Annotated in this window: 24 protein-coding genes and 1 pseudogene; 23 read left to right on the top strand and 2 right to left on the bottom strand. The window is 61.8% G+C overall.

Features of this window, described 5'->3' with window-relative positions:
* Positions 1–147: 147 nt before the first annotated feature.
* The 13 genes and pseudogenes from WI754_RS21045 (at position 148) to WI754_RS20985 (ending at position 13,882) form a co-directional block, all read left to right on the top strand.
* Positions 148–1,029 (top strand): sugar ABC transporter permease, encoded by an 882-nt coding sequence (locus WI754_RS21045; protein WP_349435419.1) that lies wholly within the window; start codon positions 148–150, stop codon positions 1,027–1,029.
* Positions 1,026–1,907, top strand: coding sequence for a carbohydrate ABC transporter permease (locus WI754_RS21040; RefSeq protein WP_018326693.1), 882 nt, complete (start codon positions 1,026–1,028; stop codon positions 1,905–1,907). Before WI754_RS21045 ends, WI754_RS21040 begins: the two co-directional genes overlap by 4 nt.
* Before the next feature lie 4 nt (positions 1,908–1,911).
* Positions 1,912–3,024, top strand: a complete 1,113-nt coding sequence (locus WI754_RS21035) for an ABC transporter ATP-binding protein (protein WP_349435418.1) — start codon at positions 1,912–1,914, stop codon at positions 3,022–3,024.
* A gap of 8 nt (positions 3,025–3,032) precedes the next feature.
* A complete protein-coding gene (locus WI754_RS21030) occupies positions 3,033–4,541 on the top strand; it encodes a GMC family oxidoreductase (protein WP_349435416.1) in 1,509 nt (502 codons plus the stop codon).
* Positions 4,538–5,311, top strand: coding sequence for a 3-ketoacyl-ACP reductase (locus tag WI754_RS21025; protein WP_349435415.1), 774 nt, complete (start codon positions 4,538–4,540; stop codon positions 5,309–5,311). The genes WI754_RS21030 and WI754_RS21025 overlap by 4 nt, the downstream gene beginning before the upstream one ends.
* A 141-nt stretch (positions 5,312–5,452) precedes the next feature.
* Positions 5,453–7,108 carry a GMC family oxidoreductase N-terminal domain-containing protein gene (locus WI754_RS21020; RefSeq protein WP_349435414.1) on the top strand — a complete coding sequence of 552 codons (1,656 nt, stop codon included), beginning with the start codon at positions 5,453–5,455 and terminating at the stop codon, positions 7,106–7,108.
* A gap of 9 nt (positions 7,109–7,117) precedes the next feature.
* Positions 7,118–7,432: a Dabb family protein gene (locus tag WI754_RS21015; RefSeq protein ID WP_349435413.1), complete on the top strand. Its 315-nt coding sequence runs from the start codon at positions 7,118–7,120 to the stop codon at positions 7,430–7,432.
* A 6-nt stretch (positions 7,433–7,438) separates the two neighbouring features.
* The gene (locus WI754_RS21010) at positions 7,439–8,707 is read left to right on the top strand and encodes a glycerate kinase (protein WP_349435412.1); all 1,269 of its coding nucleotides are present in this window, start codon (positions 7,439–7,441) and stop codon (positions 8,705–8,707) included.
* A 400-nt stretch (positions 8,708–9,107) separates the two neighbouring features.
* Positions 9,108–10,025 carry a transglutaminase family protein gene (locus WI754_RS21005; protein ID WP_349435411.1) on the top strand — a complete coding sequence of 306 codons (918 nt, stop codon included), beginning with the start codon at positions 9,108–9,110 and terminating at the stop codon, positions 10,023–10,025.
* 190 nt (positions 10,026–10,215) lie between these two features.
* Positions 10,216–10,344, top strand: a complete 129-nt coding sequence (locus WI754_RS21000) for a hypothetical protein (protein WP_349435410.1) — start codon at positions 10,216–10,218, stop codon at positions 10,342–10,344.
* A 292-nt stretch (positions 10,345–10,636) separates the two neighbouring features.
* Positions 10,637–11,370, top strand: a pseudogene (locus tag WI754_RS20995) (MBL fold metallo-hydrolase).
* A gap of 15 nt (positions 11,371–11,385) precedes the next feature.
* A complete protein-coding gene (locus WI754_RS20990; protein ID WP_349435409.1) occupies positions 11,386–12,819 on the top strand; it encodes an aldehyde dehydrogenase family protein in 1,434 nt (477 codons plus the stop codon).
* A gap of 163 nt (positions 12,820–12,982) precedes the next feature.
* Positions 12,983–13,882: a DMT family transporter gene (locus tag WI754_RS20985; RefSeq protein ID WP_349435408.1), complete on the top strand. Its 900-nt coding sequence runs from the start codon at positions 12,983–12,985 to the stop codon at positions 13,880–13,882.
* On the opposite strand, the gene WI754_RS20980 is transcribed toward WI754_RS20985, so the two are convergent.
* Positions 13,883–15,061, bottom strand: a complete 1,179-nt coding sequence (locus WI754_RS20980; protein WP_349435407.1) for an aminotransferase — start codon at positions 15,059–15,061, stop codon at positions 13,883–13,885.
* A 19-nt stretch (positions 15,062–15,080) separates the two neighbouring features.
* Positions 15,081–16,121 carry a LysR substrate-binding domain-containing protein gene (locus WI754_RS20975; protein ID WP_349435406.1) on the bottom strand — a complete coding sequence of 347 codons (1,041 nt, stop codon included), beginning with the start codon at positions 16,119–16,121 and terminating at the stop codon, positions 15,081–15,083.
* A 252-nt stretch (positions 16,122–16,373) separates the two neighbouring features.
* Between WI754_RS20975 and speB the strand changes: the two genes are divergently transcribed.
* From speB to WI754_RS20925, 10 genes are all read left to right on the top strand, one after another.
* On the top strand, positions 16,374–17,435 hold the full coding sequence (speB, locus tag WI754_RS20970; protein ID WP_349435405.1) for an agmatinase: 1,062 nt from the start codon (positions 16,374–16,376) through the stop codon (positions 17,433–17,435).
* Between the two features lie 92 nt (positions 17,436–17,527).
* Positions 17,528–18,328, top strand: a complete 801-nt coding sequence (locus tag WI754_RS20965; protein WP_349435404.1) for a transporter substrate-binding domain-containing protein — start codon at positions 17,528–17,530, stop codon at positions 18,326–18,328.
* 4 nt (positions 18,329–18,332) lie between these two features.
* Complete coding sequence (locus tag WI754_RS20960; RefSeq protein ID WP_349435403.1) at positions 18,333–19,001, top strand: amino acid ABC transporter permease; 669 nt, start codon at positions 18,333–18,335, stop codon at positions 18,999–19,001.
* A complete protein-coding gene (locus WI754_RS20955; protein WP_349435402.1) occupies positions 18,998–19,645 on the top strand; it encodes an amino acid ABC transporter permease in 648 nt (215 codons plus the stop codon). Before WI754_RS20960 ends, WI754_RS20955 begins: the two co-directional genes overlap by 4 nt.
* A gap of 93 nt (positions 19,646–19,738) precedes the next feature.
* Entirely contained in the window at positions 19,739–20,827 is a 1,089-nt protein-coding gene (locus WI754_RS20950) for an ABC transporter substrate-binding protein (RefSeq protein WP_349435401.1), read from the top strand.
* Between the two features lie 210 nt (positions 20,828–21,037).
* Positions 21,038–22,075, top strand: coding sequence for an ABC transporter ATP-binding protein (locus WI754_RS20945; RefSeq protein ID WP_349435400.1), 1,038 nt, complete (start codon positions 21,038–21,040; stop codon positions 22,073–22,075).
* Positions 22,072–22,926: an ABC transporter permease gene (locus WI754_RS20940; protein WP_349435399.1), complete on the top strand. Its 855-nt coding sequence runs from the start codon at positions 22,072–22,074 to the stop codon at positions 22,924–22,926. The genes WI754_RS20945 and WI754_RS20940 overlap by 4 nt, the downstream gene beginning before the upstream one ends.
* Positions 22,923–23,723: an ABC transporter permease gene (locus WI754_RS20935; protein WP_349435398.1), complete on the top strand. Its 801-nt coding sequence runs from the start codon at positions 22,923–22,925 to the stop codon at positions 23,721–23,723. The genes WI754_RS20940 and WI754_RS20935 overlap by 4 nt, the downstream gene beginning before the upstream one ends.
* The gene (locus WI754_RS20930; RefSeq protein WP_349435396.1) at positions 23,720–24,502 is read left to right on the top strand and encodes a carbon-nitrogen hydrolase family protein; all 783 of its coding nucleotides are present in this window, start codon (positions 23,720–23,722) and stop codon (positions 24,500–24,502) included. Before WI754_RS20935 ends, WI754_RS20930 begins: the two co-directional genes overlap by 4 nt.
* Before the next feature lie 123 nt (positions 24,503–24,625).
* Positions 24,626–25,579 carry a ring-cleaving dioxygenase gene (locus WI754_RS20925; RefSeq protein ID WP_349435395.1) on the top strand — a complete coding sequence of 318 codons (954 nt, stop codon included), beginning with the start codon at positions 24,626–24,628 and terminating at the stop codon, positions 25,577–25,579.
* The last annotated feature ends 24 nt before the right edge of the window (positions 25,580–25,603 follow it).

Genomic DNA, 25,603 nt, shown 5'->3' with positions numbered 1-25,603 from the left:
TCTTGTTCGATAAGAGGGCCGGCCACCTTCTCCCCTTAGACGGGAAGAAGGTGCAAGCGGCAATCTTGGTCGTCCCCTTTCGCCGCTTGCGGGAAGAGGGCTCGGGTGAGGGCATCTATTCAATTAAAGTAAACGGTGGTGTTCACTATGGATAGCCGCAGCCGGTTGCAGGATATTGTGCCAAAGCTGGTACTTGCTCCAAGCTTCCTCATTGTCCTGATTTTTGTCTATGGCTTCATTGTCTATACCGGCTTCCTGTCGATGACGGACAGCAAGATGCTGCCGTCCTACAATTTCGTAGGCCTCAGCAACTATTCCAAGCTCTGGGCCCTGCCGCACTGGTGGCGGGCGATCTCCAATCTGGCGATCTTCGCGACGCTCTATATCGGCATCTGCTCGGTGCTTGGCCTTGGTCTTGCGATCCTGCTCGACCAGAAGATCCGCGCCGAGGGTCTGCTACGGCCGATCTATCTCTATCCGATGGCACTGTCCTTCATCGTGACTGGCACCGCCTGGAAATGGTTCCTCGACCCCGGCATCGGGCTTGAGAACACCATGCACCTCTGGGGCTGGGAGAGCTTCACCTTCAACTGGATCAAGGACCGCAACTACGCGATCTATTGCGTGGTGATCGCTGCCGTCTGGCAGTCCTCCGGCTTCATCATGGCGATGTTCCTTGCGGGCCTGCGCGGCGTCGACAACGAGATCATCAAGGCAGCACAGATCGATGGCGCCTCGACTACGACCATCTACCGGCGGATCATCATTCCTCTAATGCGACCGGTCTTCCTCTCGGCCTTCGTCGTGCTCGCCCACCTCGCCATCAAGGCCTATGACTTGATCATCGCGCTGACCGGCGGCGGGCCGGGGCAGGCGACCGAACTGCCGGCGACGTTCATGTATTCCTACACCTTTACCCGCAACCAGATGGGCATCGGCGCTTCCTCGGCGATCATCATGCTGGTGATGATCTTCTCGATCATCATTCCCTATCTCTATTCCGAAATCAAAGGGGAGAAGCGCCAATGAGCGTCCAGAGCCCTGACAACGCCATTTCCAGCGGCCGCCTGACGCGCGCGATCATCTATTCGGTGCTGATCCTGTTTGCGCTCTATTCGCTGCTGCCGCTCTACGTGATGGTGGTCAATTCCTTCAAGCCGCTCGACGAAATCCGTCAGGGCGGCATGCTGAGCGTGCCGCAGACCTGGACGATCGAGCCCTGGCTTTCTGCCTGGTCGACCGCGCAGATCGGCGTGCAGCCGACTGGCCTTCGTCCGTTTTTCATCAATTCCATCCTGATGGTCATTCCGGCTGTGGCGATCTCGACCATCGTCGGCGCGCTGAACGGCTATGTGCTGACCAAGTGGCGTTTCCCGGGATCGGGCATCTTTTTCGGCATGCTGCTTCTGTCCTGCTTCATCCCGTTCCAGATCGTGCTGATCCCGATGGCACGCATTCTCGGCATTCTGGGTCTCGCCGGATCGGTGCCTGGCCTGGTGTTCGTGCACGTCATCTACGGTCTCGGCTTCACGACGCTCTATTTCCGCAACTACTACGAGGCCTTTCCGACCGAGCTGGTGCGGGCGGCGCAGATTGATGGCGCGAGTTTCTTCCAGATTTTCCGGCGCATCCTCTTGCCATCCTCGGGCCCCATCATCGTCGTCTCGGTCATCTGGCAGTTCACCAATATCTGGAACGACTTCCTCTTCGGGGCCTCGTTTTCCGGCGCCCATTCGACGCCGATGACGGTTGCGCTCAACAACCTCGTTTCCTCCTCCACGGGGGTCAAGGAATACAATGTCCACTTCGCAGGCGCGATCCTCGCCGCCCTGCCAACGCTTGTCGTCTACATCGTCTCTGGCCGCTACTTCGTCCGCGGCCTAATGTCCGGCGCCGTGAAGGGTTAAGACCATGTCGTTTCTGAAAATCACCGATCTGCGCAAGTCCTACGGCTCGCTGGAAATCCTCAAGAACATCAACCTCGAGATCGACGAAGGCGGCTTCCTGGTCCTCGTCGGCCCCTCCGGCTGCGGAAAATCGACGCTCTTGAACACGATCGCCGGCCTGGAACCGATCACCTCGGGCGAGATCTCGATCAACGGCAGGTCGGTCGCGGGCTTGCATCCCTCCAAGCGCGATATCGCCATGGTCTTCCAGTCCTACGCGCTCTATCCGAACATGACGGTTGCTGGAAACATCGCCTTCGGCATGGAAATCCGCGGCGTGCCGAAGGAGGAGCGCGAAAAGGCCATCCATCAAGTCGCCGACATGCTGCAGATCGGTCATCTCTTGGAGCGCAAGCCGAGCCAGCTCTCAGGCGGCCAGCGCCAGCGCGTTGCCATGGGCCGGGCTCTGGTGCGTAATCCGCAGGTCTTCCTGTTCGACGAGCCGCTTTCCAACCTCGATGCCAAGCTGCGCGTCGACATGCGCACCGAGATCAAGCGCCTGCACCAGCGCATGAAGACGACGATCGTCTACGTCACGCACGACCAGATCGAGGCGATGACGCTGGCGACCAAGATCGCAGTCCTGAAGGATGGCGTGCTGCAGCAGTTCGGCACGCCGGCCGAGATCTACAACAATCCGGCCAACCTCTTCGTTGCCGATTTCATGGGCTCGCCGGCGATGAACCTGCTCAGTGCGACCGTCGAAGGTGGCGGCAACGATCTTCGGGTGTCCCTGGCGCGCCCGGATGCGGAGCCGCTGCATCTGCCGGTAACGCAGGTCAATGGCCTTTCCGCCTATGCCGGCAAGCAGATCGTCTTCGGCATCCGGCCGGAGGCGCTGACGGATCCGGATGGCGCCGACCGCAATGCCCGCTCGCTGGTCGAAGGGGAGTGCCTCATCGAAGTGGTCGAGCCGGCCGGCTCCGATACGTTCGCCGTGACCAAGCTCGGTGGCAAGGAAGTGGTCGCACGCCTGCGCGCTGACGCGCGTATCGCGCCCGGACAACACACCCGGCTTGCCTTCAACCTGGACAAGGCGGTGTATTTCGATCCGCAAAGCCAGCAGCGCATCGGCTGAGCTCTATCATGGTGAAGCAGCCCGATATCGTCATCATCGGCTCCGGCATCGGCGGATCGACGATCGCCTCTGCCCTTGCGGGTTCCGGCGCCGACATCCTGATCCTGGAGGCCGGCGGTCATATCGAGGACCGGCCGGAAAACCGCGACCAGCGGGCGATCTTCCAGCGCGGCCATTTCCGACCGAAGGAGCTTTGGTACGAAACCGACGGTACCGGCTTCAATCCCGGCAATTACTACAATGTCGGCGGCAATTCGAAATTCTTCGGGGCGGTGATGGTGCGCTATCGCCGGGAGGATTTTGAGGAAATGGCGCATCTGGAGGGCGTTTCGCCCGCCTGGCCGTTCCCCTACGAGGAGCTTGAGCCCTGGTACAGCCGGGCCGAGCAGCTCTATCAAGTGCGCGGAACACTTGGCCAGGATCCGACGGAGCCGCCGCATTCGCGGAACTATGCTTTCGCGCCGGTTCCGGACGAACCGCCGATTGCTTCGGTGCGCGAAAAACTGAAACGCAACGGCCTGCATCCCTATTCGCTACCGCTTGGCGTCGATATCGACAAATGGCTCGCCAAGGCAAAGACGCCGTGGGATGCGCACCCCAATAGTTTCGACGGCAAGATGGATGCGGAGACCGCGGCGCTGACGGTCGCGTTGCAGCATCGGAATGTCCGGTTGCAGACCGGGTCGCGGGTGACGCGACTGGAAACGGCACCGGATGGCAAGCGGATCGAAACGGTTCGCTATATCAAGGATGGCGTCGAACACACCGTCTCGCCGAAACTGGTCATCCTGTCGGCAGGTGCGGTGCAGTCGGCGGCACTGCTGCTGCGCTCGGCCAATGCTGTTCATCCGAAGGGGCTCGCCAACAGTTCGGACCAGGTCGGCCGCAACTTCATGAACCACAATTCGAGCGCGGTGATCGCGGTTTCGCCGTTCTACAGGAACGACTCGATCTACCAGAAGACCTTCGGTTTCAATGATTTCTATCTCTCGGACGGTGAGGGCGGGCCGCCGCTTGGCAACGTCCAGCTTCTCGGCCGGATATCCGGCCCGATCCTGAAGGCGAACATGCCGTCCGTGCCGGAATGGCTGCTTAGCCAGATCTCGGCGCATGCGATCGATTTCTACGCCATGAGCGAGGATATCCCGCATCCGGAAAGCCGGATCATGGTCGATAGCGAGCGTATCGTGCTGCAATGGGTGCGCACGAACTGGCCGGCGCACCTGATGCTGGTGAAAAAACTGAAGCAGGCGCTGAAGGCGGCGGGGTTTCCGATCGTGCTGTCCCGGCCGTTCGACAAGCGCACGCCGTCGCACCAGTGCGGCACGGTGCGGATCGGTAACGATCCGGCGTCTGCGCCGCTCGATGTCCATTGCCGTGCCTTCGATCACCACAACTTGTTCGTCGTCGATGCCAGTTTCCTGCCGACGTCGGCAGCGGTCAATCCGGCCCTGACGGTCGCGGCGCAGGCGCTGCGCGTTGCAGAGCATATCGTTGCGAAGGATCTGGCGGCATGACGGATCATAAACGCCCCGTTGCCATCGTCACCGGCGGCCGCCGCGGTATCGGCCTTGGCATCGCCAAGGCGCTCGCGAAAGGCGGCTTCGACATCGCCATCACCGGCATCGGTGAGGCCGATCAGGTCGGTTCCGTGCTGGACGACCTTTCGGCACTCGGCGCGAAGGCGATTTTTCTGAAGGCTGATCTCTCCGATCTCTCCGGCCATCAGGCGACGGTCGATGCGGTTCAGGCACAACTGGGGCCGATCGCCTGCCTCGTCAACAATGCTGGTATGGCATCCGTGGTGCGCGGCGATTTTCTCGATCTGGCGCCGGAGAATTTCGACACGATCGTCGCGACCAACCTGCGCGGCACGGTGTTTTTCACGCAAGCCGTGGTGAAGGCGATGCTGGCGGCTGGTTCCGGCGCACATCGGTCGGTGATCAACATTACCTCCGTCTCGGCGACGATGAGTTCGCCGGAGCGCCTCGACTATTGCATGACCAAGGCCGGGCTCGCCGCCTTTTCGCAGGGGCTTGCGCTGCGGCTCGCCGGCACAGGTATCTCGGTGTTCGAAGTGCGGCCGGGGATTATCCGCTCCGACATGACCGCCGGAGTTTCGAGAAAATACGATGCGCTGATTACTGGCGGTCTCGTGCCGATGAAGCGCTGGGGTGAGGCGGACGATATCGGCAATATCGTTGCGGCGCTGGCGAGCGGCGGCTTCGGTTTCGCGACGGGGTCGGTGATCAATGCCGATGGCGGGCTGTCGATTGGACGGTTGTGAACTTCACCTCCCCCTTGAGGGGGGAGGTCGCGCGGCACGCGCGGTGGGGGCCACTGGATATTTGGAGGATCACCCCACCCCGGAGCTTCGCTCCGACCCTCCCCCTCAAGGGGAGGGTGGCAACGATTTGAGGAAGACGAGATGACCTACGACTACATCATCACCGGAGGCGGCCCGGCGGGCTGTGTTCTTGCCAACCGGCTGACAGAGGACGCCGATGTCAAGGTACTGCTGCTGGAAGCCGGCGGCAGCGACTGGCATCCGCTGTTCCATATGCCCGCCGGCTTTGCCAAGATGACCAAGGGCGTCGCCAGCTGGGGCTGGGAGACCGTGCCGCAGAAGCATATGAAGGGCCGGGTGATGCGCTATACGCAAGCCAAGGTGATCGGCGGCGGCTCCTCGATCAATGCGCAGCTTTATACGCGCGGCAATGCGGCGGATTATGACCTTTGGGCGAGCGAAGATGGTTGCACCGGCTGGGATTACCGCAGCGTACTGCCCTATTACAAGCGCGCCGAGGACAACCAGCGCTTTGCCGACGACTACCATTCCTATGGCGGACCGCTCGGCGTTTCCATGCCTGTTTCCGGGCTGCCGATCTGCGACGCCTATATCCGCGCCGGCCAGGAACTCGGCATTCCCTACAATCATGATTTCAACGGCAAGCAGCAGGCCGGCGTCGGTTTCTATCAGCTCACCCAGCGCAACCGCCGCCGCTCCTCGGCGTCGCTCGCCTATCTCTCGCCGATCAAGGACCGCAAGAACCTGACCATCAGGCTCGGCGCGCGGGTGAATCGCATCTTGCTCGAAGGCAAAAGGGCGGTCGGCGTCGAGATCGCCACGTCGCGCGGCGTCGAGATCGCCCGGGCCGAGCGCGAAGTGCTGGTCTCCTCCGGCGCCATCGGCTCGCCGAAACTCCTGCAGCAATCCGGTATCGGCCCGGCCGATCACCTGCGTTCCGTCGGTGTCGAGGTGAAGCATGACCTGCCGGGCGTCGGCTCCAATCTGCAGGATCACCTCGACCTATTCGTCATTTCCGAATGCACCGGCGACCACACCTATGACGGCGTCGCCAAGCTGCACCGGTCGATCTGGGCGGGCCTGCAATATGTACTGTTCCGCACCGGTCCGGTTGCCTCCTCGCTCTTCGAGACCGGCGGCTTCTGGTATGCCGATCCGGATGCCCGCTCACCGGATATCCAGTTCCATCTGGGCCTCGGTTCCGGCATCGAGGCGGGTGTCGAGAAACTGAAGAACGCCGGCGTCACGCTGAATTCCGCCTATTTGCATCCGCGTTCGCGCGGCACGGTGCGGCTGTCGTCGTCCGATCCGGCGGCGGCACCGCTGATCGATCCGAATTACTGGGCCGATCCGCATGACCGCAAAATGTCCATCGAAGGCTTGAAGATCGCGCGGGAAATTCTCAGCCAGGCGGCGCTGAAGCCCTTCGTCATGGCCGAACGTCTGCCGGGGCCGAAAGCGATGACCGACGCGGAGCTGTTCGACTATGGCTGCGCCAGTGCCAAGACCGACCATCATCCGGTCGGCACCTGCAAGATGGGCACGGGGGCTGATGCCGTCGTCGACCTGGAGCTGAAGGTTCACGGGCTTGAGGGCTTACGCGTCTGCGACAGTTCCGTCATGCCGCGCGTTCCCTCTTGCAATACCAATGGTCCGACGATCATGATGGGCGAGAAGGGGTCGGACATCATCCGCAACCGGCAACCGCTGCCTGCCGCGATCTTCTCCCACGAACGCAACGACCAGCGGCCGCGGGCACGCGCCAACATTCGATAGGAGCTTGTCATGATCCGCCATTGTGTTTTCATCCGCTTCAAGGCCAGCGTTCCGGATGCCGAAAGAGCATCGATCCTCTCCGACATTGCGGCGCTGAAGCCGCTTGTCCCCGGCTATCTCGCAATCGACATCGGCCCCAATGTCAGCCCGGAAGGTTTGGGAAAAGGCTACAATGGCGGCTTCATCATTGACTTCGAGGACGCTGCCGCGCGCGACGCCTATCTGGTTCATCCCGACCATGAGAAGGCGGGTGGCCGGATCGTTGCCGCCACGGAAGGTGGAGTCGATGGTGTGTTCGTCTATGATTTCGACATTGCGGGTTGATCCTGGATGATGCCTGAACCTCGCGCCTTTCTGACCAGCCTGTTCGAGGCGGCGGTCAAAGCAGCCGATCCACTTGCCGCGATCCGCGCCCATCTGCCCGAGAAGCCCAAGGGCCGTACCATCGTCGTCGGAGCCGGCAAGGCGGCAAGCCAGATGGCGGCGGCGTTCGAAAGCCTGTGGGACGGGCCACTCGAGGGCGTTGTCGTTGCGCGTCACGGGCCGATCGCTGCCTGCGAGCGCATCCGCGTCCTGCAATCGGCCCATCCGGTGCCGGATGAAGCAGGGCTTGCCGGCTCGGCCGAATTGCTGCGGCTGGTCAAAGGGCTGACCCCGAACGACCTCGTCGTGGCGCTGATTTCCGGTGGTGGTTCCTCGCTGCTGCCCGCGCCGCCTGCGGGTCTGACACTTGACGACGAGATTGCCGTCAACCGCGCGCTTCTTGCTTCCGGTGCGCCGATCTCGGCAATGAATGTCGTGCGCAAGCATGTCTCGCGCATCAAGGGCGGCCGGCTGGCCTTCGCGGCGGCACCTGCCAAGGTGGTCAGCCTGATCGTTTCCGACGTGCCCGGCGATCATCCGGCCTTCGTTGCATCCGGCCCAACGATCCCCGATCTCTCGACACCGATGGATGCTCTCGGCATCGCCCAGCGCTATCGCTTGGAACTGCCAGAAGCCGTGATGCGCCACCTGACATCATCCGAAGCCGCGGCGCCGCCGCCGAACCACGCGGCCTTCGCCAATCACGAGCGCCATATCATCGCCTCCGCAGCCGTTTCGCTGGAGGCGGCCGCTGCCAGGGCGCGGCAGCAGGGCATCGACGCGGTGATCCTTTCCGATGCCATCGAGGGCGAGGCGGCGGATATCGGCCGCATGCATGCGGCGATCGCTCGTGAAACGGCTTGGCGCAACCGGCCATTCCAGAAGCCCGTCGTCATCCTTTCCGGCGGCGAGACGACGGTGACGATTTCCGGCAAAAATTATGGCAAGGGCGGTCGCAACAGTGAGTTCCTACTCTCCTTCGCTCTTGATATCGACGGTGCCGACGGCATTCATGCCTTGGCTGCCGATACGGATGGCATCGATGGCTCGGAAGACAATGCCGGGGCTTTTGCCGATGGTGCCACGGTGACCCGTGTGCGTGCTGCCGGTGTCGATCCGCGCGACTATCTCTCCCGACACGACGCCTGGAGCGCCTTTCATGCGAGCGGGGACTTGTTCGTTCCCGGTCCGACAGGAACGAATGTCAACGATTTCCGGGCGCTGTTGATCGTCTGAATATACCTATAAATCAAAATGTTAGATATTGATACTGTCCGAAAAACGCACACACTTTTCGGCATCCCACGTTAACGCTTTGGCTTGCACACCGGCGTCCGGCGTCCATCGGTAGGTTGCCAGATATTGCTGATCGGCCTAGTATTGCTAGACGCGCCTGCCTCGCGGCGACGCTCGAACGGCGCTCTCGTCCAGTCATCAGAGGGCGTTGGCAGCGGCGGCGATGTCGCCTTCTCCTGGAAAGCTCGATCCTCCAAGGCGCCGGGACGAGTGTTAAATACATGCGCCGGATCTGCGGATGCGCCTTGTGTCGGAGGCCTGATCGGCTTCTCATTTCCAGACCTGAAACCGGAACTAGGATGCGGGAAAGCCGTTTCTGCTTGGTTGTTGGAGCTAGGATATGTTCATACGGTTCGGATACGAGATCGGTATCAGCTGCGATCAGCCGACGCCGATGATGACCTATCTTTCCGTCGATCGTGGCAGGCGGTGCGACATCATCAGCGAGCGCGGCCCGATTTCCGATCCGGCGGTGAAAATTGGAGAGGTCACTGATCCGCACGGCAATGTCTGCATGCGCATGGTGGTGCCAGCCGGCGGGCTGCATTTGAGCTACGATGCCGTCGTCAGCGACAGCGGCCGCCCCGATCGCGTCAATCTCGACGCGAAACCCGTGCCGGTCGAACAACTGCCCTCCGTCTGCCTGCCCTACCTTTCGGCTAGCCGCTATTGCGAAACCGACCGCTTTGCCGCGCTCGCCTGGCGCTTGTTCGGAGATATCGAGCCCGGTTGGTCTCGCGTGAAGGCGATCTGCGACTACGTGCACGAACGACTGATCTTCAGTTACGGCTATGCACCAGCCTTGCGGACCGCGATGGAGGCGCATGAGGAGAGGGCGGGGGTCTGCCGGGATTACGCCCATCTCGCCGTCACCCTGTGCCGCTGCATGAACATGCCCGCCCGCTACGTTAACGGCTATATGGGCGACATCGGCGTTGCCGGGGATCCGGCACCGATGGATTTCAATGCCTGGTTCGAGGTCTATCTTCAGGACCGGTGGTACACGTTCGATGCGCGCCACAATATTCCGCGCATTGGCCGCATTGCCGTTGCCCGCGGCCGTGACGCCGCCGACATTCCGCTGATCCAGACCTTCGGCAAACATGAGCTGACGATCTTCAAGGTATGGACCTATATGGAAGAGACTGGTGCGATGACGAAGCCGCACAGCCAGCCGGATGTCTCGTTGCTCAGCCCCTGGTTCAGCGAGCAATGGTCCAGGCATGTCCGGGAAAGAGAACACGGCCGGGAACATTAAGGCGCTTGCCGCGTTTATTACGATGGCCGATCGCGCCCAAGGACGGTTTTTCCCCCCGGGGCGCAAAACAAAGAAAATAATATCTATAAACTCGATGGAAAATATCGGAGAAAACTAGGGCAACGATACGGTCAGCAGAATATCTGCAACAAAGCAAGTGGAGGACAGGATGCAAGGTTCGAAACCAGTCATGCAGAATCGCCCAACCGCCTTTGGCGCGCATACCGGACCGCAGTTTTCCTGGAACATGGCAGCACAGGCCGCCGCGCTGGCTGCGGCGTTCCTTTTCGTTTCCGCAGTCGTCTTCGGGGCAATCTGAGCCTTTTCGAGAAGGCGAAACGCGAAATTTCAACATTACGAGGCCTCTGAGTCGATACCGATTCAGAGGTTTTCGTTTGTTTAGGTCTCTCGCCTCCGTGGCGGTGCAGGCGGTAGCCCGGCATCCGTTCCCAGCCTTCTCCGCACGTTATCGCTGCCATCTGAAGCCGGGCGGTACTCCGGAGCTTGCGATCGGGTTCAATCGGCAGCGGTGGCTGACGGTCAGATCGTCCCACTTGCCGTCAATCTTGCCGATGTCGTAGCTTGCCAGCGTGAGACGGCAGGAGATGAGCATGGAACGCATCGGTCCCGACAGATGGTATGCCGTCAAACGTCTCGATGACGACGTGACCGCCATTTCCGAGCCGTTCATCCAGGAATTCTACCGTTGCAACATCTGGCATGTGCGCGGCCGTGACCGTGACATGCTGGTCGATAGCGGCATGGGCGTCGTGTCCCTGCGCGCGTGGGTGCCGCTGGTGACCGAGCGCGACCTGATCGCCGTCGCCAGCCACACCCATTTCGATCATATCGGTTGCCATCACGAATTCGAATGCCGCGCGGTGCATTCAGTGGAGGCCAATCTGCTCGCCAATCCGACGCGGGCAAACACGCTCGCCGATCCCTATGTCACCGACGAGATTTTCGACGCACTGCCGCCGGAGCCCTACTGCTCGACATGTTATGCCGTAAAAAAAGCGCAAGCGACGCGCATCCTCGAGGATGGCGATGTCATTGACCTCGGCGACCGCGTCTTCGAGGTCATCCATACGCCGGCCACTCCCCGGGTGGTATTGCGCTTTACGAGAAGGCGACCGAAATTCTGTTCTCCGGCGATATCCTCTATGACGGCCCGCTGGTCGAGGATACTTATCATTCCAACGCCGAAGACTACCTCGCTTCGATGGAGCGCCTGTTGAAAATCCCCGTGCGCATCGTGCATGGCGGCCATTTTCCAAGCTTCAGCGGCGAGCGCTACCGCCAATTGATCACCGATTGGCTGAACGAAAAACAGAAGACGATCTGACGGGAGGGAAAAAGCATGCTCGACAAACGCAAGTTCTACATCAACGGCGAATGGGTCGATCCGATCGTCGCCAACGATCTCGAAGTGCTGAACCCGGCGACGGAAAAGCCGGTCGCGGTGATTTCCATGGGAACGGCGGCGGATATCGACCGCGCCGTTGCCGCCGCCAAGAAAGCCTTCGTCAGCTACAGCCGCACCAGCGTCGAGCAAAGACTGGCGCTGATGGAAAAGCTGCTTTCGATCTACAAGCGCCGTTACGACGAAATGGCGCAGACCATCACGCTCGAACTCGGCGCTCCGGCAACCATGAGCCGCGAGCAGCAAGCCGATGTCGGCGTCGGCCATCTTCAGGGCTTCATCGATGCGCTGAAGCGGCTGCATATGCGCGAAGTCCTCCCGAACGGCGACGTGATGCTGCGCGAGCCGATCGGCGTCTGCGGTCTCATCACGCCATGGAACTGGCCGATCAACCAGATCGCGCTGAAGGTCGTGCCGGCGCTGGCGACGGGCTCGACCTGCGTCCTGAAACCGAGTGAATTCACGCCGCTGAACGCGCTCCTCTATGCTGAAATGGTGCACGAGGCAGGCTTCCCGGCCGGTACGTTCAACCTCGTCAACGGCGATGGGCGGAATGTGGGCGCGGCCCTGTCCCGGCACAAAGACGTCGACATGATGTCGTTCACCGGCTCGACCCGCGCCGGCATCGCCGTCAGCAAGGATGCTGCCGATACCGTCAAGCGCGTCACGCTGGAGCTCGGCGGCAAGTCGCCGAACATCGTCTTCGAAGATGCAGACCTGGAAGAACGCGTTACCGCCAGCGTGCTGGAATGTTTCAACAATTCCGGCCAGTCCTGCGACGCGCCGACGCGGCTTCTGGTGCAGAAATCCGTCTACGACAAGGTCGTCGAGATCGCCACGCGGATCGGCAGGGAGGTCAAGGTCGGCAACCCGGCGGAAGAGGGTAGCCATATCGGCCCGCTGGTCAGCGATATCCAGTTCAGCCGGGTACAGGCGTTGATCGAGGCGGGCATTGCCGAAGGCGCCCGGCTTCTGGTTGGCGGCGCCGGCAAGCCGCAGGGGTTCAAGCAAGGCTATTTCGTCAAGCCGACGATCTTTGCCGACGTCAACAACACGATGCGGATTGCCCGCGAAGAGGTATTCGGCCCGGTGCTTGCCATCATGCCGTTCGAAACGGAAGAAGAGGCGATCGAGATCGCCAATGACACCAGCTACGGTCTCGCGGCTTACGTCCAGAGCGGCGATCCCAAGCGTGCCGAGCGCGTCGCCGCGAGGCTTCGCGCCGGCATGGTCCACATCAACGGCGGCCCGCATCGCTATGGTAGCCCCTTCGGCGGTTACAAGCAGTCGGGCAACGGCCGCGAGGGCGGCATGTTCGGGCTCGAGGATTTTCTCGAGGTGAAGACGGTGCACCGGCCGGACGCGGCGTGAAACCTCCGGATAGGTTCCCCCCGCAGTCCATACGACTGCGGGGTAGTTCACCAATTCTCATGCTCCCATAAAGAGAAATGGCTGTTTCCGGCAGCGTGCTTCTGATAGCTGCGATGCGTTATCGCACGGCGTTGCTGTGTCGGATCGTATTGGACAGCATCCCGTGTCAGACACCGCCCTTCGTTCATCCTCGCCTTCATCGGCAAACCGCCTTGCGCTTGCCGCGCTACTGATCGGCGGTGCCGCGATTGGCGGATCGCCGATCTTCGTGCGGCTGTCGGAAGTCGGCCCTATGGCGACGGCGTTCTGGCGGGTGGCGCTGGCGCTGTTGCCGCTTCTGATCTGGGCCAAGGCGACTGAAAAGACGGTTACGGATTCCCGGCCCGCCGGGTTGGCCGATTACGGTTTGCTCGTCCTGCCGGGCGTCTTCCTTGCGGCCGATCTCGCCGCCTGGCATCTGTCCCTGCATATGACATCGGTCGCCAATGCGACACTGCTTGCCAATCTGGCGCCGATCTTCGTGACGCTCGGCTCGTGGGCGCTGTTTCGCGCCTATGTTAGCGGCGTCTTCCTTGCCGGTCTGGCGACGACGCTGGCTGGCGTCGTGATCCTGAAGGGCGGACCTGCGGCGCTCGGCGATGGGCATCTGGCCGGTGACGCGACGGCAGCGGTGGCCGCCGTCTTCTACGCCGGCTACATCCTTTCGATCGGCCGCCTGCGCAGCCGCTTTTCCACCAACCGGATCATGATCTGGAGTACGGCTTCGGCAGCGGTGTGCCTATTGCCATTGGCGCTCCTCTTCGAAGACAGCTTCATGCCCGTGGCGCTGTTCGGCTGGGCCATTCTGACCGGCCTTGCCCTTGTCAGCCACGCCGGCGGGCAGGCGCTGATCATTTATGCGCTCGCCTTCCTGGCGCCGGCCTTCTCGTCGCTGACGCTGTTGCTGCAGCCGGTCGTGGCGGCGATCCTCGCCTGGCTTCTGCTCAGCGAGCCCATTGGCCTGATGCAGGCGGTCGGCGGTGCCGTCGTGCTTACCGGCATCATGGTTGCCCGCCGGGGCTGATCAGATCCCCGGCAGCTGGAAGGTCGAAAGCCGTTCTTCCAGTTGGAGGATCGTCGGCGTGTCCGCATTGGCGAAGGCAAAGCGCAGGTAGCCTTCCTGGCCCTCGCCGAAATAGTCGCCCGGCAGGCAGACGACGCCGGCAATCTTCGCCAGTTTTTCCGCGACAAATTCCGAGCTGATGTCCGGATAGGGATGGCGGATATAGGCGAAATAGGCGCCGATCGCCTGCAGCTTCCAGCCCTTCAGTTTGCCCATCACCAGTTTCAGCGCCTCGGCGCGACGGGCGATCTCCGTGCGGTTGCCCGCCCGCCACTCGTCCAGCGCGGGAAGTGCCTTGGCGACGGCGGCTTGCGCCGACCGCGGGGCGCAAATCTGCAGATTGTCCATGATCTTGGCGATTTGCGCGACGACACGGGGTCCCGCCGTGATCGCGCCGAGGCGATGGCCGGGAATGCAGAAGGACTTGGAGAAACTGTAGAGACAGACGAGGCTATTCTGCCACCCCTTGACTTCCAGGAGGTCATGCGGCGCGCCGCTGCCCTCGACGAGGAAATCGCGATAGGTCTCGTCGAGGATCAGCCATGTCCGGTTGGCTCGGCAGAGATCGTAAATCCGGCGCAGCAAGGCAGGTGGATAGACGGAGCCGGTCGGGTTGTTCGGGGTGACGAGCGCAAGCGCGCGGACGCCGGGTTTCAGCGCTGACTCGATCGCGTCGATATCGGGCAGGAAGCCGTCGTGGGCATCGCAGGGCACCAGCTCGATGCCGATGCCGAGCATGGCAAGTGTTGTTTCCTGGTTGAAATAGAAGGGGTTGGTCATCAGGACCGTGTCGCCTGCGCCAGCAAGCGCTATCGCCGTGCAGATGAAAGCCTGATTGCAGCCGGAGGTGATGTGGATGTTCTGGGCTCTGATTGTCGCGCTGTAGAGGCTGGAAACATGCGCGGCGTAGGCCCTCCGCAGAACGTGCTCGCCCTCGATCGCGCCGTAGCCGGTAAAGGCCGGTGAAGCCGCGGCTTCGCCGAGCCATTTCAGCATGTCGGGGTGTGCCGGATAGCCGGGCACCGCCTGGCTGAGATCGATCAGCGGTCCGCGCGTGCCGTCATAGGCCTTTGCCCAGGCGAGAACGGAAGGCACCGGCGGCGGCGACAGTTTGGCGATCAGCGGATTGAAGTGCGGCATGTACTCTTGTCCTGTGCGGTTATGACTTGCTCCGGCGCTTCGGCTCGGGGCGTCTGGCGCGGGCGGGAGAGGAGACGGGCTTGAAGCCATCCTTGGTGGGCATGCGTTCGGGTGCGCTGACCTTGGGGGCGCGGGCGCGGATGATCGTGCGCGCCGAGGTCTGTAGTTCCGGCATGGGGTCGCTTTCAAGCGCCGAGAACAGCCAGTCGATGAAGACCTTGACGATCGGGGCCGCGCGGACCTCGTTGCGGCAGGCGACATAGAAGGCGTCATTAGCGGGCACGGTGAGGTCGAAAGGCGCGATCAGTTCGCCCTTGGCGATCAGGCTGCCGGCGGTGATCGTGTCGCCGAGCGCCACGCCCTGATTGTGCAGCGCCGCTTCCGTCGAAAGGCGGGCGTCGCTCATGAAATGCTGGCGGCCGCGCGGGACATCGATTCCGTCTGCGGCGGCAAGCCAGGTGTTCCATTCGCGGCCGTCGTCGCCATGCAGGATGACATGGTCGCGCAGGTCGCGCACCGAGCGCAGCGGCCGCATGTTGAGAAGCGTCGGGCTGACGACGGGAAACAGTTCCAGCCGGCTCCACAGGCGTGCCCAGCAATCCGGCCAGTTGCCGTCCCCATAGAGCATGCAGACATCGACGTCGCCGGAAAACAGGTTGGCCGAATCGTTGGACGCGACCAATGTCAGTCGTACATCGGGAAATTGCTCGGTGAACTGATGCAGGCGCGGGATCATCCAGAAGGACAGGAGCGCCGGGACACAGACGATACGCAGTTCGCCGCTGGTCGTTGGCCGGGTCATGGCGGCGGTGGCAGCGGCGATGCCTTCGAATGCCTCGGTGACAGCGGGCAGGAGCAGAGCCCCTTGAGAGGTCAACTTCAGCCGCTTGCCGCCGCGCTCGAAAAGGGCGGCATTGAAGGACAGTTCTAGCGCCCTGATCTGATGGCTGATGGCGCCATGCGTGACGTTGAGCTCGCGCGCCGCCGCCGAAACGGAGCCGCGCCGCGCCGTCGCCTCGAAGGCACGCAACGGGTTCAGCGGGGGCAGGCGGCTGGACAAGGAAACGGCTCCGAAGGGCAGAAAACGATGTGAGTTTTTCTCACACCAAACGCTATAACAATGTCAATTGATTTTCCAATCAAATTGTTTCCTAATGTCGGCAACAAAGGCAAAAGCCTGGGGAACATGCACGCAAGCGCTCTGGCACCAATGTCGATGCGCGAACCGTTTTCGGCGAACATCCCAGCCGTTTTAAGGCTTTTCGATCGTCGATCCCGCACGTCTCCTCTGGCCCCATATGAGGTGACGGACATGGCGTGGGATGACAAAAAGCTGAGCGAGCTGAAGGCCAAGTATGGCGAAAGCCATGGCGGCGAACTGTTCGATCCGGCCTTTCGCAAGGTGGCGGACAAGATCTTCTCCAAGAGCGGCACGCGCCTTGCGCCTTATGCCGGCGTTCCCACTTTCCTCACCGCGCCCTATATGCCGGTCGATGCCAGTGAGCCCGATTTCGGCAATCTCCAGGTCGCCATCGTTGGCGTGCCGATGGATCTCGGCGTCACCAACCGTCCGGGCTCCCGTTTCGGGCCGCGCGCCATGCGCACCATCGAACGCATCGGCCCCTATAACCATGTGCTCGATTGCGCGCCGGTGTTCGATCTGCGCGTCGCCGATATCGGCGACGTCCCATTTCAGAGCCGCTACCGGCTGGAACTCAGCCATGAGGACATTGAAAAGCGCATCAACCAGATCGTCGATGCCGGTGTGGTTCCGCTTTCGGTCGGCGGCGATCATTCGATCACCCATCCGATCCTGAGGGCCGTCGGCAAGAAGCGCCCGGTCGGCATGATCCATATCGACGCGCACTGCGATACCGGCGGCGCCTTCGACCAGACGAAATTCCACCATGGCGGACCCTTCCGCAACGCGGTTCTCGACGGCGTGCTCGATCCGACGCGCACGGTCCAGATCGGCATTCGCGGCTCGGCGGAATATCTCTGGGAGTTTTCCTACGAGTCCGGCATGACCGTGATCCACGCCGAGGAAGTCACCGGCATGGGTATGGCGTCGATCATCGAGAAGGCGAGACAAATCGTCGGTGACGGCCCGACCTATCTTTCCTTCGACATCGACAGCGTCGATCCGAGCTTTGCTCCGGGGACCGGTACGCCGGAAGTGGGCGGTCTCACCACCCGCGAAGTGCTGGAACTGATCCGCGGTCTCAAGGGCATCAACCTCGTCGGTGGCGATGTTGTCGAGGTAGCGCCGCAATATGACGCGACAACCAACACCGCCCATGTCGGTTCGCAGGTCCTGTTCGAAATCCTCAGCCTCATGGTGTTCAGCCCCTTCGTCAACGGCAAGCGCGACTGACCCACACACCGATTTACCGCTGGCGTCCGCCAGCGGTCTGCGGCCGGACTGCCCGCACCACCCAAAGCAATGTCCGTATAAAGGGGAACAAAATGACAAATGTATTGAAATCATCCTTCGCCGCCGCCCTGATGTTGAGCGCCGCCGTTCTCGGCGTTGCGGGCAGCGCCCAGGCCGACGCCATCGACGACATCACCAAGGCGGGTGTTCTGAATGTCGGCGTCTTCGCCGATTTCCCGCCCTTCTCCTCGGCCAGCGCCGATATGAGCCTCAAGGGCTACGACATCGACGTTGCGCAGTACATCGCTGACAGCCTGAAGGTGAAGCTCGTTCCGGTGCCGGTGACCGGCCAGAACCGCATCCCGTACCTGACCGAGAAGCGCGTCGACGTGCTGGTCAGCGTCGGTTACAGCAAGGAGCGCGCCGAGGTCATCGATTTCGCTGCTGCTTACGCGCCTTATTACATCGCCGTGATCGGCCCGGCCGCCCTCGAGGTCAAGGACAAGGACGACCTCGCCGGCAAGAGCATCGCCGTCAATCGCGGCACGCTCGAAGACACCTCGCTGACGGAAGCAGCACCCAAGGATGCCGACATCAAGCGCTTCGACAACTACAACTCGGTGATCCAGGCCTTCATCTCCGGTCAGACCGAACTGATGGTTGTCGGCAATGACGTCGGTGCCCAGGTTCTGGCCCGCCAGGAAGCCTTGAAGCCGGAGCAGAAGTTCCAGCTCCTGACCTCGCCGTCGCATCTGGCGCTCAACAAGGGCGAAGATCGCCTGAAGCAGGCGATCAACGACGCGGTTGCCAAGATGCTCGCCGACGGCAAGCTCAATGAAAGCTCGGAAGCGTGGCTGAAGACCCCGCTCAACCCTGAAAACCTGAAGGATTGATCCTTTGGGCTATGCGCTCGATTTCGGCTGGCTGAATGACGCGGTCTCGCTGATCGCAAGCGGCGCGGCCATGACCATTTTCCTGATCGCGGTGTCGGCAATCGCCGGCATCGTGCTCAGCATTTTGGGCGCGGCGGCCCGGCGCAGCCGCCATGCCTTGCTGCGCCGGGCGATTGCCGGTTATGTCGAGCTCATCCGCAACACGCCGTTTCTGGTGCAGCTCTTCTTCATCTTCTTCGGGTTGCCCAGCCTCGGCATCCGCCTCGATCCGGTCGTCGCTGCCATCCTGGCGATGACGCTGAACATGACGGCCTATACGACAGAGATCGTCGGCGCTGGTCTCGATGCCGTGCCGAAGGGGCAGAGGGAAGCAGCACTTGCACTGGGCTTACGGCCACGCCTGGTCTTCATCAAGATCGTGCTGCCGCAGGCGCTGAAGGTGATCTATCCGGCGCTGACGAGCCAGATCGTCATCATGATGCTCGAATCCGCCGTCGTCTCGCAGATTGCCGTACGCGAACTGACCTATGAGGCCGACATGCTGCAGGCACGCACCTTCCGCGCGTTCGAGACTTATTTCATCGTCACGCTCGTCTACCTCGCGATGAGCATCGGCTTGCGCCGCTTGCTGATCGCCGGAGGCAACCGCATGTTGGCTGGAGGCGTGTCGTGATCGAGTTCACGCTTTGGGACATCGTCCGCAACCTCTTGCTGGCAGCCCGATGGACGGTGCTTTTGTCGGCGGTCGCCTTCGCGGGCGGCACGATTGTCGGCCTGCTCATCCTGTTCCTGAGGATATCCAAGCGGCGCTGGACGCGGCAGTTCGCCGAATATTACATCGGCCTGTTCCAGGGCACGCCGCTTTTGATGCAGCTTTTCCTGTTGTTCTTCGGCCTGCCGCTGCTTGGGTTTCGCATCGAACCCTGGACGGCCGCCGTACTCGGGCTTACCCTGTGCGCCAGCGCGTTTCTGGCGGAAATCTGGCGCGGCGGCGTACAGGCAGTGCCGCTCGGACAGTGGGATGCCGGCAGCAGCCTGGGGCTGCATTATCTCAAGCAATTGCGGCTGATCATCCTGCCGCAGGCCTTTGCAATCACTCGGGCTCCGACCGTCGGTTTTCTCGTGCAGCTGATCAAAAGTACGGCGCTGACCTCGATTATCGGCTTTGAGGAACTGGTCAGAACCTCGAATGCGATCAACAATGCAACCTTCGAGCCGTTCACGGTCTATGGGTTTGTCGCCTTGATCTATTTCGCCTTGTGTTTTCCGTTGACGCGATACGCAAAGGTGCTGGAGCTTCGGGCTTTGAAACACTAACCGGAATGCAATCCGGACTTGCATGCCGGATCAAAAATTGGGAACAGACCGGAAGCTGAAAAAAGCGGCACCGGCAAAAACAGGAGAAAGATGATGACTGAATTTCTGAAACAGACTATCGGCCGCCGCGCCGTGCTCGGTGCCGGTCTTGTCGGTGTGTCCATGCTCGCCATGCCATCGATCCTGCGCGCGCAGGACAAGTCGCTTAAAGTCGGCGTCTACGGTGGTTATTTCAAGGATTCGTTCGACAAGAACATTTTCCCGGAATTCACCAAGGCGACGGGCATCGCGATTGAGGCCGTTGCCGAACCGACCGGCGAAGCCTGGCTTGTCCAGCTTGAACAGGCGGCCAAAGCCGGCCAGGCGCCTGCTGACGTCTCGATGATGTCGCAGGTTTCGATGCTGAAGGGCCAGGCGACCGAACTCTGGGCGCCGCTCGATGTCGCCAAGATCAAGAATGCTTCCAACCTGATCGATCGCTTCGTCAACAAGTATCCGGATGGCCGCGTCGCCGGCATCGGCGCCGTCTCTTGGTACATCACGCTCGTGACGAACACGGACGTCTACAAGGAAGCGCCGACCTCCTGGGCGGCATTCTGGGATCCGGCGAATGTCGACAAGCTCGGCCTGCTGGCGCTCGTCTCCAACTCCTTCCTGCTCGAAGTGACGGCCAAGACTTATCTCGGTGGTACCAATGCGCTGGACACGGACGAAGGTCTTGAAAAGGCTTTCGCCAAGCTCGCCGAAGTCAAGCCGAATGTTCGGCTCTGGTATCGCGACGAAGCCCAGTTCGAGCAGGCGCTGAAATCGGGCGAAATCCCGATGGGCCAGTATTATCACGACGTCACGGGCCTTGCGGCGGCCGATGGCAACCCCGTCCGCTCCACCTTCCCGAAGGAAGGCGGCATTCAGGATTCCGGTTGCTGGGCGCTGTCGCGCGCGTCCACCAAGGTCGAGGAAGCCCATGTCTTCATCGACTATATGAGCCAGCCGTCGATCCAGGCGACTTTGTCGCGCAAGGTCGGGACGTCGCCGACCGTCAAGCGCGAACTCACTGACCTCACCGCAGAAGAGTTCGCCGCCGTCTCGTCCGACATCGATCCGATCATTCCGCGCTACGACCTCTACCAGACGAAGTCGGATTGGCTGAACCAGAAGTGGACCGAGCTGATCGTCGGTTGATGAACCTTCACCCTCCCCTTGAGGGGGGAGGGTCGGCACGCAGTGCCGGGGTGGGGTGACCTGTCGCGAAACACAATGGATCACCCCCACCCGCAGCTTCGCTGCGACCTCCCCCCTCAAGGAGGAGGTAAAGACCGCGCCGACCTTCGCGCGTCTGAAACGGTAAACTGAAGATTAATTTTCGGCATGATGGGAAAAGACGGGAAAACAATGTCAGGCCTCGCCCTCAACAACGTCACGAAGGAATTCGGGACTTTCACTGCGGTCAACAATGTCGAGCTGACGGTGCCGCACGGCACCTTCGTCTGCATGCTCGGGCCGTCCGGCTGCGGCAAGACCACGCTGCTGAGGATGATCGCCGGGCTCGACCTGCCGACCGGCGGGGCCATCCGGCTCGATGGTGAGGACATCACACAGGTCCCGACCCACAAGCGCAATCTGGGCATGGTGTTCCAGTCGCTGGCGCTGTTTCCGCATCTGACGGTCGGCGAGAACATCGCCTACCCCTTGCGGATCCGCAATGCGCCGAAGGAAGAGCAGAAAAAGCGGGTCGACGAACTCCTGTCGATGATCCATCTCGGCGGCTATGCCGACCGGCCGGTGTCGAAGCTCTCTGGCGGCCAGCGCCAGCGCGTTGCCATCGCCCGGGCCCTTGCGATCTCGCCAAAGCTGTTCCTGCTCGATGAGCCGCTTTCGGCGCTGGACGCCAAGCTGCGCGAGGCGATGCAGGTGGAGCTGCGTCAGTTGCAGCAGCAGCTCGGCATCACCACCATCGTGGTGACGCACGACCAGCGCGAGGCGATGACCATGGCCGATACGGTCGTCGTCATGAAAGGCGGTGAAATCCGTCAGGCCGCGTCACCGATCGAAATCTACCGGCGTCCCGCCGACACCTTCGTTGCCGACTTCATTGGCTCCACAAACCTGCTCGAGGCGGAAACCGACAGCACCGGCCGCGTCAACGTGCTGGGTCAGCCGGTTGCGGGCATTTCGCTTGGCGCAAATATCAGAAGGGCGACGCTGTCGGTCCGGCCGGAAGACGTGCATCTGACGGCGCCTGGCAATGGTGCGCTGTCCGGGACCGTCACCTTCGTGCGCGATCTCGGCGGCACGATCGAGACCTTCGTCGATATTGCCGGCCACCAGATCGTCGCCGTCTCAACGCCGCGGGCGCGGCCCGAAGTTTCCGTCGGCCAGCCGGTCGGCGTGGTCCTGTTGCCCGACGTTTGCGTGGTGCTTGCCAAATGAGACGCGAAGCGCCGCAACGCCTGGCCGATTACGGGCCTTTGTTCTTCCCGGCGATGATGCTCATCGTCTTCTTTGTCGTGCCCTTTGCGACGATGATCGCCGTCAGCTTCTTCCAGCGCCAGCAGGGCGGCTTTTACGTGCCGGCCTTCGAACTTTCGAACTACCAGCGATTCCTCAGCCTGTTCTTCGCCAACGTGCTCGGCTTCTCGCTGATGCTGGCGATCGCGGTTGCGATCTGCTGCGTCGTGCTCGCGGTTCCCTTCACCTATCTTCTGACGCGCATGGCGAGAAAAGTGCAGATCGTCTGGCTGGTGGCGCTGCTCTCGGTCCTGTCGTTGTCGGAAGTCATCATCGGCTTTGCCTGGTCGACGCTGTTTTCGCGTACCGCTGGCATCACCAATCTCCTGGTCATGGCGGGGCTCATGAGCGAGGCGACGGCGTTGCTTCCGAGCTTCGGCGCGGTCTTGACCGGCATGGTCTATCAGGCTTTCCCTTATACAGTGTTGGTGCTTTACCCGGCTCTGGTGCGGCTCGATCCAACACTGACCGAAGCAGCCCGGACGCTCGGCGCTTCGCCGCTCAAGGCCTTTTTCACGGTCGTCGTGCCTGCGTTGCGCAATACCATCACCGCGACGCTGATCATGGTCTTCATTTTCGCGCTCGGTTCCTATCTCTTGCCGCAGATTCTCGGCCGTCCGCAGCACTGGACCCTGTCGGTGCTCATCACCGATCAGGCGATCTACCAGTCCAACATGCCGTTCGCGGCTGCCATGGCAGTGTTCCTGGTGCTGGTGACGCTCGGCCTCGTGGCTCTGACGGTCATTGCCGGACGCAAGGGAGAAGCGGCATGACAAGCGCGCTCAGCAAAATCTATTTCTTCCTGATCGGCCTGTTCCTGGCGCTACCAATGATCGTCGTTGCCGGCGTGTCGGTGAACGAGAAGCAGACGCTCGCCTTTCCGCCCAAGGGCTTTTCGCTCTCCTGGTATGGCGAAATCTTCCTCAATCCGGAATGGCGCAACGCGCTCTTGGCCTCGCTGACGCTGGCGATCCTGTCGGCGGCGCTCGCTGTGGCGATCGCACTGCCGCTTGCCTGGTTCCTGTGGCGGCGGATCGCGCCCTGGGCGAACATCTTCCAGCTTCTCGGTGTGGCGCCGTTTACGCTGCCGCCGGTCATCACCGCGCTCGGCCTGCTCACCTTCTGGGCGACCACCGGTTTTTACGGCCAACCGTGGACAGCCGTGGTGAGCCACGCGATCTTCTTCGTGACGCTGCCGCTGGTGACCCTGTCGCTTGGCTTCACAGCGATTGACCGGTCGTTGGTCGAGGCTGCCGCCACCATGGGTGCCGACGATCGCACGATCTTCCGCACCGTCGTCCTGCCGCTGATCCTGCCCTATATCGTCTCGGGCTATGCCTTCGCCTTCGTGCTGTCGCTGAACGAATATATCGTCGCCTACATGACCATCGGTTTCACCATGGAGACCCTGCCGATCAAGATCTTCAATGCGCTCCGCTACGGCTACACGCCGACCATGGCGTCCGTCACGATCCTGTTCGTGGTCACGGCGGCCGTCATTTTCTCGCTTGTCGCGCGGTTCGGCGATCTGCCGAAGCTGCTCGGCGCCATGTCATCGGACGACAAATGATCACGCTCGCCGCCCTGCAGATGAAATCGGAAAGCGGCGACGTCGCCGCCAATCTGGCGCGTATCGGTGAGGGGGCGAGGGATGCGGCTGACAAGGGCGCAAGCCTGCTGATCACGCCGGAGCTTGGACTGACGGGCTATGGCGCCGGCGATATCATCCGCGATCTGGCAGAGCCTGCGGATGGCCCGCTGGTTAAGCGGTTGCAGGCGATTTCGGCGGAGACCGGGGTGGCGGTGATCGCCGGCTTTGCCGAGAAGGCGGGCTCCCAGGTCTTCAACAGTGCGGTTTATGTCGACGGCGCGGCAGAGCCCGTCGTCTACCGCAAATCCCATCTCTACGGTGACTATGAGCGCGCGCTGTTTGCTGCGGTCGAGCCGAGCACGATGCTGTTCACGCATCGCGGCGTCAAATGCGGCATGCTGATCTGCTACGACGTGGAGTTTCCGGAAAATGTCCGGCGGCTGGCTTTGGCGGGAGCCGATGCGGTGCTGGTGCCGACCGCGCTGCCGGCCGGATATTCCGGCACCTTCATTACCGATCACATGATCCAGACGCGCGCCTTCGAGAACCAGGTTTTCGTCGCCTACATCAATCACTGCGGGGCTGACGAACGCTTCACCTTCGCGGGGTCCTCGCGCATTGCGGCACCTGACGGAAGCCTCCTCGCAGGCGCTGCATCCCACGGCGAAACGATGATGATTGTGACGCTCAATCCCGTCAATTTCGATGTTTCAAAAAGCGAAAATACCTACCTGAACGACCTGAAGCGCCGGCCTTGATCACCTCGCGCGAGGGCGTGCTTCCATCGTTCACGTGTGGTGAACATTCTGTCCGTGTCGGCCCCCTTTATTAAACGGCGCAGGAAGCCGATATTCGCCCCATATTCACGAATGGAGGCAGCCATGAGCTTGCAACTGACGGGCATTCACCATCTGACGGCGATCACCGCCAATGCACCGGAGAACCTGCGCTTCTACACGCAGACGCTCGGCATGCGGCTGGTCAAGAAGACGGTCAATCAAGACGATACGACGGCCTATCATCTCTTCTACGCCGACGGTCAGGCGACGCCGGGCACGGACCTGACGTTCTTCGACTGGCCGGTCGGCCCGGAAGGCCGCGGCACGCACAGCATCGCGCGCACCGGTTTGCGGGTCGGTAGCCGCGAGAGTGTCGTCTGGTGGAAAGAGCGGCTTGACCAGCTGAAGGTCGCGGCCGGCGATGTCGCCGAGATCGACGGTCGCGTTTCCCTCGACTTCGAAGACGGCGAAGGCCAGCGCTTCCGGCTGCTCGACGATGGTGGTCTGGCGCCGTCCCATCCGTGGGACAAGAGCCCGGTTCCGGCCGAACATCAGATCAAGGGCCTCGGTCCGATCACCATGAGCGTGCCGGATATCGCCAACACGCAGATGGTTCTGGAGCATGTGATGAACATGACCAAGATGCGTCTGTATCCGTCACCGGATGGTATTGGCGAGGTGCATGTGTTCTCGATGGGCGAGGGCGGTCCGGCGGCAGAACTGCATGTCGCGGTCCAGCCGGGATTACCGGCTGCCCGGCAGGGTGCGGGCGCTGTTCATCATGTCGCCTTCCGCGCTCCGGACGAGGCGACGCTGCATGAATGGACCGCGCGGCTGCAGAGTTTCCGCCTGCCGTCGAGCGGCGAGGTCGAGCGCTTCTATTTCCGCTCGCTCTATTTCCGCGAGCCGAACGGCATCCTGTTCGAGATCGCCACGGACGGACCGGGCTTTGCGGTTGACGAGTCGATGGAAACCCTCGGCGAGGGCCTGTCACTGCCGCCTTTCCTGGAGCATAAGCGCGCCCAGATCGAAGCACGGCTGAAGCCGCTGGTTTAAAAGTGGGAATGAAACTCCGGGCGC

Source organism: Pararhizobium sp. A13 (assembly GCF_040126305.1).
In the GTDB taxonomy this organism is placed as follows: Bacteria; Pseudomonadota; Alphaproteobacteria; order Rhizobiales; family Rhizobiaceae; genus Pararhizobium.
Note: the sequence above shows the minus strand (reverse complement) of the source record. Positions and strands in the feature narration are given on the sequence as shown.